The sequence below is a fragment of the Cysteiniphilum sp. 19S12-1 genome (assembly GCF_052030685.1).
In the GTDB taxonomy this organism is placed as follows: Bacteria; Pseudomonadota; Gammaproteobacteria; order Francisellales; family Francisellaceae; genus Caedibacter.
On record NZ_JBQAJM010000011.1, the window covers coordinates 24,477 to 38,614 of the forward strand.

General features: G+C 39.2%; 13 protein-coding genes. 8 read left to right on the forward strand and 5 right to left on the reverse strand.

From position 1 onward, the window contains the following. Nucleotides 1–6: 6 nt before the first annotated feature. Nucleotides 7–1,203: an FAD-dependent oxidoreductase gene (locus tag ACTS4L_RS05165; RefSeq protein ID WP_440615894.1), complete on the forward strand. Its 1,197-nt coding sequence runs from the start codon at nt 7–9 to the stop codon at nt 1,201–1,203. On the opposite strand, the gene ACTS4L_RS05170 is transcribed toward ACTS4L_RS05165, so the two are convergent. Then, nucleotides 1,200–3,287 carry a RelA/SpoT family protein gene (locus ACTS4L_RS05170; RefSeq protein WP_440615895.1) on the reverse strand — a complete coding sequence of 696 codons (2,088 nt, stop codon included), beginning with the start codon at nt 3,285–3,287 and terminating at the stop codon, nt 1,200–1,202. The genes ACTS4L_RS05165 and ACTS4L_RS05170 overlap by 4 nt on opposite strands. A 295-nt stretch (nt 3,288–3,582) precedes the next feature. Between ACTS4L_RS05170 and csrA the strand changes: the two genes are divergently transcribed. The 5 genes from csrA (at nt 3,583) to ACTS4L_RS05195 (ending at nt 8,617) form a co-directional block, all read left to right on the forward strand. Beyond that, entirely contained in the window at nt 3,583–3,768 is a 186-nt protein-coding gene (gene csrA, locus ACTS4L_RS05175; protein ID WP_117001530.1) for a carbon storage regulator CsrA, read from the forward strand. A gap of 188 nt (nt 3,769–3,956) precedes the next feature. After that, on the forward strand, nt 3,957–4,388 hold the full coding sequence (locus ACTS4L_RS05180; protein WP_440615896.1) for a LysM peptidoglycan-binding domain-containing protein: 432 nt from the start codon (nt 3,957–3,959) through the stop codon (nt 4,386–4,388). 6 nt (nt 4,389–4,394) lie between these two features. Next, nucleotides 4,395–5,711, forward strand: coding sequence for a TolC family protein (locus ACTS4L_RS05185; RefSeq protein WP_440651767.1), 1,317 nt, complete (start codon nt 4,395–4,397; stop codon nt 5,709–5,711). Further along, entirely contained in the window at nt 5,692–6,582 is an 891-nt protein-coding gene (locus ACTS4L_RS05190) for an efflux RND transporter periplasmic adaptor subunit (RefSeq protein ID WP_440615898.1), read from the forward strand. The genes ACTS4L_RS05185 and ACTS4L_RS05190 overlap by 20 nt, the downstream gene beginning before the upstream one ends. Beyond that, the gene (locus tag ACTS4L_RS05195; RefSeq protein ID WP_440615899.1) at nt 6,542–8,617 is read left to right on the forward strand and encodes an ATP-binding cassette domain-containing protein; all 2,076 of its coding nucleotides are present in this window, start codon (nt 6,542–6,544) and stop codon (nt 8,615–8,617) included. Before ACTS4L_RS05190 ends, ACTS4L_RS05195 begins: the two co-directional genes overlap by 41 nt. On the opposite strand, the gene ACTS4L_RS05200 is transcribed toward ACTS4L_RS05195, so the two are convergent. Continuing rightward, on the reverse strand, nt 8,614–9,219 hold the full coding sequence (locus ACTS4L_RS05200) for a short chain dehydrogenase (RefSeq protein WP_440615901.1): 606 nt from the start codon (nt 9,217–9,219) through the stop codon (nt 8,614–8,616). The genes ACTS4L_RS05195 and ACTS4L_RS05200 overlap by 4 nt on opposite strands. Nucleotides 9,220–9,348: 129 nt before the next feature. Continuing rightward, nucleotides 9,349–9,861 carry a hypothetical protein gene (locus ACTS4L_RS05205; protein ID WP_440615902.1) on the reverse strand — a complete coding sequence of 171 codons (513 nt, stop codon included), beginning with the start codon at nt 9,859–9,861 and terminating at the stop codon, nt 9,349–9,351. A 180-nt stretch (nt 9,862–10,041) separates the two neighbouring features. On the opposite strand from ACTS4L_RS05205, the gene ACTS4L_RS05210 reads away from it, so the two are divergent. After that, nucleotides 10,042–10,863 (forward strand): outer membrane beta-barrel protein, encoded by an 822-nt coding sequence (locus tag ACTS4L_RS05210; RefSeq protein WP_440615903.1) that lies wholly within the window; start codon nt 10,042–10,044, stop codon nt 10,861–10,863. An 8-nt stretch (nt 10,864–10,871) separates the two neighbouring features. Here ACTS4L_RS05210 and ACTS4L_RS05215 read toward each other — a convergent pair whose 3' ends face one another. Both ACTS4L_RS05215 and ACTS4L_RS05220 read right to left on the reverse strand, forming a co-directional pair. Continuing rightward, nucleotides 10,872–11,747 carry a hypothetical protein gene (locus tag ACTS4L_RS05215; RefSeq protein ID WP_440651769.1) on the reverse strand — a complete coding sequence of 292 codons (876 nt, stop codon included), beginning with the start codon at nt 11,745–11,747 and terminating at the stop codon, nt 10,872–10,874. A gap of 55 nt (nt 11,748–11,802) precedes the next feature. Then, nucleotides 11,803–13,077: an MFS transporter gene (locus ACTS4L_RS05220; RefSeq protein WP_440651771.1), complete on the reverse strand. Its 1,275-nt coding sequence runs from the start codon at nt 13,075–13,077 to the stop codon at nt 11,803–11,805. A 163-nt stretch (nt 13,078–13,240) separates the two neighbouring features. Here ACTS4L_RS05220 and ACTS4L_RS05225 point away from each other — a divergent pair, with 163 nt between their 5' ends. After that, nucleotides 13,241–14,119, forward strand: coding sequence for a hypothetical protein (locus ACTS4L_RS05225; RefSeq protein WP_440615906.1), 879 nt, complete (start codon nt 13,241–13,243; stop codon nt 14,117–14,119). Nucleotides 14,120–14,138: the final 19 nt, after the last annotated feature.

The window sequence follows — 14,138 nt, forward strand, 5'->3', positions numbered from 1 at the left end:
TTTATCATGTCAGAACACTATCCCATTGCTATCATTGGTGGCGGCATCTCAGGTATAAGCTTTGCGCACTTTGCAGCAATTAAAGGATATAAGAGCATTATCCTTGAGCAAAATGACAAGCTTGGTGGCTGCATTGAAACCTATCACAGCCCAAAAACACGTGATTTCTGGCTTGAGTTGGGCGCGCATACCATTTACAACTCTTATCAGCATTTAATTAGTTTTTGTCGTGATAATGGACTGTTGAATCAGTTGCAACGACGCGAGAAACATCCTTTTAAACTGCTGACACCACAAAATCAAATTGCCAGCATTTTAAGTAAACTCAACCCAATTCGCGCAGGTCTTGGCTTGCCACTATTTAAATTTAGTCATGCTAATGATCGCAGCGTTGAAGAATATTTTAGCTTTGTCTTTGGATCTCAAAATTATCAAAAAACACTACGTTATTGCTTTGATGCCGTACTGTGCCAAGATAGTCGACAGTTCCCTGCTGATTTTCTTTTTAAAACACGCGCTAAAGATAAAAGCCTACCACGCAGCTTTACTTTTGAGCACGGCATGTCAAGCCTGTTTAGAGACATAGACAATCAAAATACAAAGATCAATCTAAACACTCAAGTCATGACCGTTGAGCAGCAAAACGAACAGTGGCATATCACCACAGATAATGGTGTATTCACAGCAGATAAGTTAGTTTTAGCAACACCCTGGCATGTTTGCTACCGATTACTTGCGCAACTTAATCACCCACTTGTCCACCTTAAGTATCAACCTGAAGTTTCTAAACTCATAACAGTCGCTTTAGTTTTTGACAAAGACAAAGTCAAACATATCAAGCCGATCAATGGTTTAATTGGTATGAATCAAGATTTCTTTTCGATGGTGACGCGCGATACAATAACGCATGAAAAGTATCGCGGCATGACAGTGCATTTTAAAAACACAAACATCCCTTACCAACAATTAGTTGATGGGTTTTTATCGAAACTTAACATTCCTAAAGATGCTTTGATTGATCTAAAACACAAAAAAAATAGCGTGCCATGCTATCAATCACAGCACCAACAGTTTATTAACGGGATTAATAATGAACTGATCAAAGACAACAGTCTAGCATTAACGGGTAACTACTTTACCCGCCTAGCTGTTGAGGATTGTGTTAAACGCTCTTTTGAGGAAGCCAAAAGAATCTTGAGTTAAATTCGCTCGATCTTAATGCATATTTTCAAATGCTTCAACCCACGGATGACACGCGCCAAATGCACACGGTCTTTGACCTCAAGCATTGTCTGCACGATACCATATTGCGCGTCAGACTCAAGAATATTGAAACTTAAAATTTGTGCATCATGCCGTGAGATATTAGCGGTGACTTTGGCAATTGCACCTTGTACATTTTGCAAACTAATTCGCAGCTTCACCGGATAATAGCCCGTGCAGTCTTTTGCCCATTGTGTCTCAATAATTTCATGTGTTTTTTTAAGTTTTAATAACTCACTGCATTTAATGCGATGAATCATTAACCCTTTATCAGAGATTAATACACCCGTAATTGGATCATCAGGAATCGGTGTGCAGCAGCTTGCTAATTGGCGAAGATAACTATCATCGATCAGCAATTTGCGTTGCGCATCATAATCATCACTTTCAAGCTGCTGTTTTTGATCAACAAAGTGCACAAACGTATTCGCTGAGAAATTTGCTTGCCCAATGGCAGCATGTAGCTCGGCAATAGCTGGGAAATTAAACTCAACTAACGCCTCTTGTAATAACTCCGCTGAAATAGTCGAAAAATCCATATGATTTTTCAATAGTGCTTGTGTGAGAATCTGCTGCCCAATATGCACAAACTCTTCATGCTCATAGCGCTTTAAAGCATGCTTTATCGCGTGTTTAGCACGCGCCGTTTTAATAAACTCAAGCCACGCAGGATTTGGGTGGGCATTAGGTGAGGTAATGATCTCAACGGTATCACCATGCGTTAACACATAACTCAATGGCGTGATCCTACGATTCACCTTTGCCGCAATGCAGTGATTACCAATATCGGTATGAATGTGATAAGCAAAGTCAACACATGTTGCACTTTTGGGCAGTTCAATAATCTCGCCATTTGGCGTGAACACATAAACCTCGTCAGGAAATAAATCCAGCTTAACACTTTCAACAAAGTCCATTGATTTGGTGACATGTTGTTGCAAATCAGACAGCTTCTCTAGCCACTTTTGAGCATTATCGTGACTTAATGATTTCGCCTTATAAATCCAATGTGCGGCAACCCCTTTCTCTGCCGTGTCATCCATTATTTTAGTTTTTATCTGCACTTCAATTGGCACACCATAAGGACCAAAAACGGTGGTGTGTAGTGACTGATAACCATTGGCTTTTGGGGTAGCAATATAATCTTTAAAGCGTCCAGGAATAGGTCTGAAGATCTCATGAATTGCCCCTAAGATCATATAGCAATCGCGCCGTGTTGGCGCAATGACCTTATAAGCATAGATATCCATAATTTCAGAGAATGACATCTCTTTATCTCGCATCTTGCGATAAATGCTATATAGACGTTTTTTGCGACCTGAGACTGGCTTTTCACCTTCTAAAAGCTCAGTCAGATGATACTGTAATCGCTCTTTAATTTTACGAAACAAGCGATCACGATGCTTTTGTGCATGTAATACTTTTGTTTTTAGTGTTTTATAGCGATAAGGATACATTGCCTCAAAAGCTAACTCTTCAAATGAGTTTTTAATGTGATGCATCCCCAATCTATGCGCAATAGGGGCATAAATCTCTAAAGTCTCTAATGCGATTCGTCGACGCTTATCTGGGCGAAGTGGCGCAAGCGTTGTCATATTATGTAGTCGATCAGCAAGCTTAATCAAAATAACACGAATATCCTGCACCATTGCCAAAACCATTTTACGGAAATTCTCGGCTTGCAATTCTGCCTTTGAATGCGTTTCAATCTTACTTAATTTGGTAACACCTTCAACTAATTGCGCCGTTTTTTCACCATAACGTTGAGCAATCATTTCTGACGAAATTTCAGTATCTTCAATCGTGTCATGCAAAAGAGCAGCAATCACCGTTTCACAATCAAGGCGCATACCTGCCAATACACAAGCAACTGCTACTGGATGCGTAAAGTAAGGCTCGCCAGAGCTTCTAACCTGCAGCTCATGCGCATCAGCACCAAACAAAAAAGCATCTGCCACGAGCGCACGCTGCTCATCATTTAGATAACTATGAATAATTTTATTTAACTTATAAAATAAAAACATCTAATATCAGCGCAGCTTAATAATGTTTTTCAGTATAACGATAATTTAGCCAAAGCCCTACTGCTGCTGTGGCAAAACCGATCAATTTCAATTTAAATGCATAAAATTCTGGCAAAAACTATTTATTTGTTTAGAATTATCCAGTTTTTAGATGCATATAAATATTTTAAGTCTATACTTTTTGCGAGGACTAAAAGCATTTTAAGCTTGGGGTTGTGCATTTACTTTGCAAAGGGTTGGTATAGGTTTGATCAGCTTTGGAAGATAAAGCTATATAATAAGGAGTAACTTTAACATGTTAATTTTAACAAGAAAAATTGGCGAGACTGTCATGATTGGGGACGAAGTAACAGTCACTGTTTTGGGCGTCAAAGGAAATCAAGTTCGTCTAGGCATAAACGCGCCTAAAGAGGTGTCCGTACATCGTGAAGAAATCTTTGTGCGCATTAAAGGTGAGCACTCATTAGGCGATATGGAATAACATACCACCATACGCACAACTCGTATTGAGTAACAAGCCATTATCAAAAGCTGATTTATGTTATCTATTAAGATACCAACCACTTATCTATCTGATGGTTGGTTCTCCACAATTCAGCCGTAAACCTTTTGCAGCGCCTATGCTTTATAGCTACACTGATGAAGTATCATCAAAAGAAGGAGTCAGTTATGCAAAAGAAGCTTTATATCATTGCAGCTGGAATACTGTTGTTAGCAGGTTGTGCACAATTTAGCAGTCAACACAAAGAACCAACTGCTATAACACCAACAGATCAAGCGATTAAAGATAATACATCTTCAACAGTAAGAAACAATGACAAAGCAACAACAAGCAAGGTATCAACTGAGGATGACTCAGCCAAAGTTGTTGAAGCAGCAGGCGCGCCTGAAACTAAACTTGAGGAAATTTCAGCAGTTGCTAACGTTGCAGAGAATAATAAGCCCGTAACTTATAAAGTCGAGATTGGCGATAGCTTATATAGCATTGCCCGCAAGAATAACATCAGTATAACCTGTCTTTCTAAAGCCAATAAAATAACAGATCCTAATCGCCTAGCGGCAGGACAAACGCTTATCATCCCAAAGCCTACTGACTGCTAAACTCCAATGAACCAATATCTGAAATATCTTAGCCTATGCATGCTAAGCACAACGGTTTCTTTTGGATTTTGCAAAAGCTTCAGTTTACAGCAAGCAGTGCAATATGCGATTGAGCATGCCCCGAGTTTAAAATCGCAGCAATCACAACTTAACATTGGCGCTTTGCAAAAAGACAATGCCTTTGCCGCCTTCTTGCCAAAACTTGACTTAATCAGCACATCAACAGCAAGTGATACAACATACAGTACAGCCAATAGCACAGGGCTTAATACCGGCAATACCTTTGGCTTGCAGCTATCAGAAGATTTTAGTCAAAATGGTATTAAGATCACCAATTATTACCAAGCAAAGATTCAAACCGCGATCGATCAACTTAACTATCGCTATGCTAAGGATCAATTGATCCAAGAGGTGGCTGAAAATTTTATCCAATATTCACTCAGTGTTCACAACCTTAAGTTGCAAGAAACACTTTATCAGCAATATCAAACGCAGTATCTAAGTGCCAACACCTTATATAAACAAGGACTTAAATCACGCTCGGACGAGCTAAATTTAAAAACGCAGCTCTTAAGTACCGAGATTACGTTAAAGCAACAAAAACAAAGCCTTAAAGTTTCCAAGCAGAAATTACTTAAAAGCATGGGTGTTAGCGCTTTTAGCCCTCAGGATTTCAATTTTAGTGTACTGGCATTACAAGATCTAAAAGACATCCCTAAAGCATTAACGCATTTTTCTGAGCAATATCTATACCAATACAAATTATGGCAATTACAACAACAAAAAGACAATTGGAGTATCAATCAAGCAAAACGTAATTACTGGCCAAATGCTTCATTTGCCATCAATGGGGGGTATCAAAACCCTTATGCGCAAAATGGTTTTTTTGGTGGCATTGGTGCACGCAAAGAATTTAGCTGGAATGCAACCTTAACGTTAAGTTTTAACCTGTTTGATGGCGGCACGTTGGATCGCAATATTGTCATTGCTGAGGAAACAAAACTTAAAAACCAGTATGACAATCAAGGCAACATACTCGATGCACAAAAAACGCTGGCAGATTTGCTCAATGATTTCAAAAACCAATATGATACGCTACCAACAGCCATTGAACTTCAGAAATATGCCAAAGAAAGTTACACCTCGGTAAAGCGTAATTTTCAAGCGGGCAGCCAGTCTTATCTTGATTTAATCAATGCATTACGTAGCTTACAAACAGCTGAGCAAACGATGCTTAATCTCTATGCAAGTTTATTAAAAGACACCTATCAATATCATTTCTATAAAGGAGACATTGAGCGTTATGTTTTCAAGAATCATTAAATGGCTCATTATCATTATTATCCTAATTGCGCTTGGATACGGGCTTTATTACTTCGCTGTTAAAACCAGTCAGCCATTAACTACAACGGATACGCCCTATATAGTAAGCAAAAAAACACTGATAAATAAAATTTCCGCTGCAGGAGAAGTTAGTGCCAATAAAGAAACCGTCGTCACCGCACCCTATGCAGGCTATATCCAAAAAATCTACGTCAATCTGGGGCAACATGTCGTTCAAGGCGATCCTCTTGTGAGCATAGTTAGCTCACTACAATCACCGGAGAAAGTCTACCCAATTAGAGCACCCTATGCCGGAACTGTGATCTATATCAAAAAATCTGAAGGTGAGTATGTCACTCAAGGTTCAGGCAACACTCAAAATAGTGACTTTATTCTCAAAGTCGATGATTTATCAAAACTTTATGTCACCGCAGACATTGCCGAATCAAACATACTGCAAATGAAAAAAGGCTTAAAAGTCATGATCAAAGCATCCGCTAACAATAATACTAGCTTTGATGGTGCAATCACCAGCGTTGCTCTAGCGCCCTCACCAAATAATTCGGGGACATCATTTAATTCGACACAACAAACTACTTACCCGATTAGGGTGCTTATTACAACAAAGAATGCTGATTTGCTTCCCGGAATGAATGTTGTTTGTGATATTTACATTGATGAAAAACAAGATGTCATTGCGCTGCCTAAGCAATATATTCGCATTCAAGATGGGCATAACTATGTCAAATTGAGCAACGGAAAAATGCAAGAAGTCAGCTTAGGCATACAAACCACACAAGATGTTGAAATCACCAAAGGCTTAACGGTCGGTGATCAAGTTGAGCCAATCGATTACTTCAGCGGAGTATAGCCATATGAGTTTGGCGTATGAGGTAAGTAATCTTAGTTTTAGTTATCACGGTGCAATGAAATCAACGCCCGTGTTGCATGATATTAATTTAAAAATCCAGCAAGGTGAGTTTGTTGCAATTGTAGGGGCTTCAGGATCAGGCAAGTCAACATTGCTGCATTTATTAGGTGCAATGCTGACACTTGAATCAGGTAATATCAAAATAAATAATGAATCCCTTGCGCATGCTGATAGTCGCAAATTGGCACAAATACGCGCTAAACATATTGGCTTCGTGTTTCAGCAATTTCATCTATTGCCCAAGCTAAGTGTGTTGGACAATATCTTGTTACCGATGAATTATCCGATTAATGTTCAGCATGATCGTAAAGCATTAAAACAAAAAGCGCATGATATTGCCAAAGAAGTTGGCATTGCCCATCGTTTAGATCATTACCCTAAAGAGCTCTCAGGCGGTGAACAACAACGTGTCGCAATTGCCAGAGCATTGATGCGTAATGCGGACATTATCCTTGCTGATGAACCAACGGGAAATTTGGATAGTCACAATACCCAGAACATTATGGCGCTCTTAACCAAGCTGAATCAAAATGGCAAAACAATCATTTTAGTAACGCATGATAAGGAAATTGCCGAATTTGCACCGCGCACTATCGAGATTAAAGATGGTAAAGTGCTTGCAGATATTAAAAAGGACACCCAAATAAATTCTTCTGCCAAGCAGGATATAACTCAAATCCATGACAATAAACAAAAGCCAAGCTCAAGCAGCAGCTACACACATGCCTTAACACGACTTTTTGCTTTAGCCTTACGCACCTTGATGATCAAAAAAGGGCAAACACTATTGACTGCTTTAGGTGTAATTATCGGTGTTGCTTCCATTATTGTGATGATGACGCTTGGACAATACGCTAAGGATAAAATTCTAGCATCTTATGATAAATTGGGCGCAAAAACGGTATTATTCTATGCCTATAAGAACTGGATGCAATCGGCATCAGATCATAATAATTCATCCTTTGAACAGCTTTCGGTTAAAGATGATCTCATGCCGATAAAGCGGATTTTCCCACAGATTACCATGCTATCGCCTTCGATTAGTAGCTATGCCAACAGTGTGATTTTTAATAGTAACAAGGTGCATCAAAATAGAATCTCAATTCAAGGCGTTAATGAATATTTCTTGCCGATTGTTAATACCCACCTAGCACAAGGACGAAATTTCTCGGCACTGGATATTCAAAATGCCGATAACGTCTGCATTATTGGTAATGATATTAACCGTGAGCTTTTCCCAACACAAAGCGCAATTGGCAATGTCATTAAGATCGGTGATTATGGTGGCAGTTATACCTGCTTTGTCATTGGCGTGCTAAAGAAAAAATCAAGCTCAAGCAGTGATGCTTGGAATAATATCAATACTCAGGTTCTCCTACCTTTCACCTACTTACAAAAGGTCAATTGGAGTTTTCTAGCCCAATTTTATTTTAGTGTCGATGATGTAAACGCTGTCATTCCAGTGAGTAACGCCCTTAAGAATTACTTCACCAGCAAATATGGCAACAGCGGCACCTTCATGGTGTCACCGGACATTGATCTATTGCAAAACATTCAGACTTTTTTAAACATTTTCACCTTAATGCTTGCAGTCATTTCAATCGTATCGCTTGTTGTTGCAGGCATTGGTATTACCAATATGATGCTGGCATCAATTTCTGAAAATCTATATGAAATCGGCTTACTCAAAGCCATTGGTGCCGGAGATCGCACGATCTTTTGGAGCTATTTGATTGAAGCCATTTTACTGTGTTTAAGTGCTGGCATTATCGGCTTTGTGCTGGGAGTTGGTAGCTATGAGTTGATCTTATATATCGCTTCAAAGTTCGTGCAAGAGATTCAGTTTATCTGGTTCATCTCACCCTTTGCGGTATTACTGGCATTTATCTCTGTCGTCAGCCTAGGGATACTAAGCGGCTTGCTTCCGGCACGTAAAGCTGCAGCTTTAGATGTGGTGAAGTGTCTAAACCATTAAAACCCCACTTTAAAAACCTTGCCAGTTTCAATACCAGCAACGGATCTTAGATAGGCTTGGGCTGCATCATGTGCAGATACCGATGTAAAGCCCGGGAAAAATGGCGCATAAGAGGCAAGTGCTTCGGTGATAACTGTTGGACTTACCGCATTGATGCGCACCTTTTGACGCAATTCTAAGCTTGCTGCTTTGAGATAACCTTCAACTCCTGCATTGACCATCGCAGCGGATGCGCCAAGGGCGATAGGTTCTTGATTTAAGATCCCTGTGGTTAATGTGAATGAGCCATTATCATTAATATATTTTAATCCCTCTTGCACCAGGTTGACCTGCCCCATCAATTTGTTATGCAGCCCAAGCATAAAATCCGCTTCAGTCATTTCAGTTAACGCCTTAAACGTTACTTTACCCGTGGTCGATACCAATGCATCAAATGAGCCAATCTTGTCATACATGGCTTTGATCGAATCAAGATCGGCAATATCTACCTCAATATCGCCTGAGCGTGATACTTTAATCACTTCGTAGTTGTGCTGTTGCAAAGTCTCACACACACTTTGACCAATCGTGCCCGTAGCACCCACAACAATCACTTTTTTCATATTCTATCCTTTTTACATTTGATCTAAAATTATGATAATAATACTTTACACTTAAATTAATGGCATTCCAAACAAAACCTAGATAAAATTGTCGTGGCTAATTGGCTAGGTGATGAGTAAAACTGCGTATTAGAAAAACTTCAATTTCTGCCACCAATTCTTGTTGTGAATGTTTTTCTCGAGCTTTTCACGCTTAATCGCAAGAGAAGTTCTTAAATCATTTGGCGTTAAACGATGTGAAGCAAAATCATTATTGGTCAAAGGGGATTTTGCTGCTTTAAATGCTGCATCAATAAGCTCTGAGCAGAACCATTTATCATGTTCATCCATCCAGTCACGACGCCACAAGCCAAGCCCTAAGGCAGATGAGTAATCATATTTCTTGCCCAGTTGATTGTTTAAAAAAATAATCAGATCATTCTTTTGTGCATCACTGATTTCTGTACGCCAAGTTTCTAACATATCTTGAGATTTGCGCAAGTCATCATAGCTACGCTTATAAACACCCAATGAACCATTACTACTATAACAATCATCATCAATTTGCAATTCGACATGTGAAAAATGTGAACGTGTCACCCAGCGAATACCATAACTGAGAGGATGATACCTCCGACCAAAGTATATTTGAATAATGGGCATAACAATTTCCTTTTTATCTTTCCATGAACGCCTAAGCAAGTATAGCAAAGGATTATCCCAAAAAATAAAGTGTTAACACAAATAAGCGTATCGTATTTGATTTTTCCAAATTTTTACGTTAATTTGCGCGAACCAAAAATAGGTCTTTGATACAAAACAAATCTATAGGGGGTTTATCTCATGACAAAAATGAACAAAATAATTGGTTTATCAGCGATTGCTTTACTAAGCATCTCTGCAGCAAATGCTAGCGCACAAAGTGGTTTAATCGTTGGTGGCAACGTTGGTTACTCATTTGCACAAAATGGTTTTGCAAACCACAAAGGTGGTGTAGCTTTCGGTGGTTTAGTAGGTTATGACTATGCTTTAAATCGCAGCGTTAGCGTTGGTGCGGAAATGGATTTGCAATACGCAAACCAAGTTTCAAAAACAGCAGGCAACAAAATCAATGTCTGGAATGTACCACTATTCTTAGTTGGTAAGTACTATTTTGGCAACAATAAACAGTTTGATGTATTTGGTAAAGCGGGTTATGCATGGAACCGTGTTGGTGCCAATGATAACTATAGCAAAATTTTCAGACCTGTTGTTGCAGTGGGTGCTGGTTACCAATTGTCTCGCACTATGAACGTATTTGCACAATACCAATACAACTGGTTGCCACAAGGTGGTCACAGCATGGGTCAAGCAACGGCTTCTGTTGGCTTGACTTATACGATTCCAATGGGGCCAAGCAACTATTTCTCAAGCCAAGAGAACAATGCTATTGGTCAAGAGCAACCTGTAATGCATAATCAGCCAGCTGCAGCGCAAGCACCAACAGCTATTGGTAATGCAACGTATACGGTTAAAAAAGGTGATACATTATATGACATCGCTATAGCACATGGCTTATCAAAGACTAAAGGTGCTAACTGCATTGCTAAAGAAAACAACATCACTAACCCATCTAAGATTCGCGTGGGTCAAAAGCTTGTGATTCCAGCAGTCCACTCTTGCTAATCATTACACTACATAAGATACAAAAGCTTTAAGCCAATAGCACTAACATTGCTATTGATACTATGGTTTTTTGCGGGGACATAAATATAGCTTGCCCATGGCGCAATAATAAAGCGTCCATAACTGCTATCAAAATTAAAGCCAATACCTAATAGTGAATACAATCCGCCGTGATTCGTGGTATTTTGTGACAACGTACCCAAACCATTGGCTTGATAAAAATCAACCTGCGTATTGTTGTAATAAATATAACCAAGCTCAGTACGACTTGAGATTGAAAAATGGCGATTAAAATGAAACGTACTTGATTGTAATACCCCTGCATGCAAATACACATCATCCTGTTTCGTGCCACTGGTATTGACCAATGCCAACATCATCGGCTCAGTCGTACGATATCTTGAATAGTTTGCCGTAGTATAAACACCTGGTGTTATATGAAATCGCCCTTGAATAAATTCATAACCAAAACTCAAACTTGAAACGGCAAAGTAATGCTCAAGGTTAGTGTGCTGATCAATATTATAATCATTTGCTCGCAGATTAACGCGCCCTGTCCCTGCCGCCCCATGGATATACCAATGCGCTTGCCAGTGATTATAAGTACTAATGACGCCAAAAATAGCACCACCCACCCACTCAGACGTTGCCGCCGTACCAACAACATTAAAAAGATTTAAGCGCGTATGCGTATAGCGCGCTTCTAGCGTTGGACCAAAATACCAGTGATTATCCAAGCGATTATCTGAATTATGCAATGCCATAGTAGGATGCAAATCATCTTGGTCATGATTATCGACAACATTTACAGCAATAGCAGATTCAACTAAGCCTAGCAGCAAGCATAGTCCACTATAAAAAGGGATTTTGTTTCTTGTATCCATTGTTTGTTTAGGTTCCATCTAATCATTCTTAGATTGAGTATAGTTGATAAATTACCTATGCCACCAATAATGAACGAACACGAAGATATTCTATGTGTCTGACTTTATTACTTGGCAAGTAAAAGGTGGTTATAACACCAACAATAATCAATGCATAAATAAAATAAATTAAACCATATGATGGTGACATATTAACAAACACATCTGCAAACATTGGTGCAAAGCCAGAGATGGAAACTCCTATGCCATATGCAATTGAGCAACCTGAAGCACGCACATCTTTTGGGAAAAGCTCAGAGTACAAAGGCGTTGCAACTCCTTGAAGCAAGGATACAAGTGCTGTTATTAAAACAGTGGCTACAATAATAAGCACATAACTTGCTGAGTTGAACAACAGCATTGCCGGCACCGACAACACTATCATTGATATGAGGCACGCGTTTAAGGATCTCTTTCGGCCCCAATAGTCTGAAAGGAGTCCTGAAAGCGGAACCATAATACATATCAAACTAAGAGCCAAGCTATTAATACCTAAAGCTGTCGCTTGACTTAACCCAATATGTTGCGTCATATAAGTCACAAGGTAAGTTGCCAGAATATAGAACAACGATGCGGCAACAGCCGAAAGTATAATGACACAAAAAAGGCTTCTTCTGTGCTTTGTAAAGACTATTTTAATTGGTGAGACTTTCATTTTATCTTTGGAGTCTACGATATCTTGATCGACATCCTTCTCTTTTAAAAAAATCTGAGCTATTAGAAGAACAGCGCTTATTAAAAATGGAATTCGCCAAGCATATTCAGACAATGAATCAGGAATTAACTTAACAACGGTAACGCTAACAAAGGCTGCCAACAAGAACCCAATAACAGATACTGAATATGCAATACCTATGTTTAAACCTTTTAAACGATAATCATCATCTTCTGTCGTAATCGTTAACAGATTGCCAAACTGACCACCAGCGGATAAGCCTTGAATCATTCTAAGTAAAACTAGCAACACAGGCGCCATAATACCTATCGTTGAGACACCTGGTAAAAATGCCATTCCAACTGTTGCCAATCCCATCATAGCAATAGAAAGATTCATTGCATAATGACGACCAACTTTATCGCCTAAATGCCCAAAAACAAAAGCACCTACAGGGCGGGCTAGAAATCCAGCTCCGAAGACTGCAAAAGTGGCCAATAATGAAATAAAAGGGCTTGAGCTAGGAAAAAACGTTGCTGCTATCGCTACTGCAAAATAACCATAAAGGCTGAAATCATACCACTCAATAACGTTTCCAAGTGAAATTTTTAATAATCTTAGTGTTTGATAAAACATAACTATATTAAATTTTGAGGAAAAGTCCTCAAGATAAAATAACATCTCCATAATGATCGATTGTTATTTTTACCCTAACATTATTGAAACTGACTTGTCAAATTTGCAAGACTATCAATTTCGCGATGAAATATTCAACTGGTTTCTATAGCAGCTTTTGGTTATGATTGGCAAGATTTCATTTAGCAAAACCAAAGGATACGATACGATGCTTAAGAAAATTGGCGTGATCTTCTCATTTATGCTGTTAGCAATGTCAGGCTTTCAGTTAGCTGAAGCCAAGCGTTTTGGCGGTGGTTCAAGCCATGGCTTTAGCCGCTCAACACCAACACAAACACACAATAGCACAGCTGCTGGCAGCACTGCTCAGAAAAAAGGTGGCATGGGCACCTTTGGTAAGATTTTAACCGCGCTTGGATTAGGTGCGCTTTTTGCTTGGCTTTTTAGTGCGCATGGTATGACGGGATTACTCATTGTTATTGCACTGATCGCACTGTTTGTTTTCTTTATGCGTAGAAAGGCAATGCAGCAACAAATGCACAATAACAATCATAATAATGCATCACATAATCAAGCATCACCACTACATACCGCTACCAATGCGTTTACTGGCAATGCCCAAGAAGCTTCGGCTGAGCACAGCCAATCAACACAGTCAATTAATGGTATCGTCAACGGCCAGTTAGCTGATGGTACACCTGAGACCGTCTTTAACCACCAAGCGTTAAACTTATTTAATCAACTACAAGCTTTAAACAATAAAGAAGGTCTTGAAAAGATCAGAAGCTATATTACTGAAGATCTCTATCACAGTGTCTTAAATGACATTGAGCACAATGAGGAATTAGCGCAATTTAAAGACCTTAGCTGCAAAGTCATGAGCTGTGATCGTCAAGCAAATCAATATATTGCCAGTGTCATGTTTGTTGGACAGGTTAAAGAAGATGCTCATGGTGACTGGCAAAACTTTGAAGAAATCTGGCACTTCATACGCAAAGATGGTGAACACTTATGGCAAGTTGCCGGTGTTCAACAATTCTAAAATACTGATAGTTTTTATC

Coding starts and splice junctions, on each gene's coding strand:
- ACTS4L_RS05165 (WP_440615894.1), top strand. CDS start 7: ATGTCAGAACACTATCCCATTGCTATCATTGGTGGCGGCATCTCAGGT.
- ACTS4L_RS05170 (WP_440615895.1), bottom strand. CDS start 3,287: ATGTTTTTATTTTATAAGTTAAATAAAATTATTCATAGTTATCTAAAT.
- csrA (WP_117001530.1), top strand. CDS start 3,583: ATGTTAATTTTAACAAGAAAAATTGGCGAGACTGTCATGATTGGGGAC.
- ACTS4L_RS05180 (WP_440615896.1), top strand. CDS start 3,957: ATGCAAAAGAAGCTTTATATCATTGCAGCTGGAATACTGTTGTTAGCA.
- ACTS4L_RS05185 (WP_440651767.1), top strand. CDS start 4,395: ATGAACCAATATCTGAAATATCTTAGCCTATGCATGCTAAGCACAACG.
- ACTS4L_RS05190 (WP_440615898.1), top strand. CDS start 5,692: ATGTTTTCAAGAATCATTAAATGGCTCATTATCATTATTATCCTAATT.
- ACTS4L_RS05200 (WP_440615901.1), bottom strand. CDS start 9,219: ATGAAAAAAGTGATTGTTGTGGGTGCTACGGGCACGATTGGTCAAAGT.
- ACTS4L_RS05205 (WP_440615902.1), bottom strand. CDS start 9,861: ATGCCCATTATTCAAATATACTTTGGTCGGAGGTATCATCCTCTCAGT.
- ACTS4L_RS05210 (WP_440615903.1), top strand. CDS start 10,042: ATGACAAAAATGAACAAAATAATTGGTTTATCAGCGATTGCTTTACTA.
- ACTS4L_RS05215 (WP_440651769.1), bottom strand. CDS start 11,747: ATGGATACAAGAAACAAAATCCCTTTTTATAGTGGACTATGCTTGCTG.
- ACTS4L_RS05220 (WP_440651771.1), bottom strand. CDS start 13,077: ATGTTTTATCAAACACTAAGATTATTAAAAATTTCACTTGGAAACGTT.
- ACTS4L_RS05225 (WP_440615906.1), top strand. CDS start 13,241: ATGATTGGCAAGATTTCATTTAGCAAAACCAAAGGATACGATACGATG.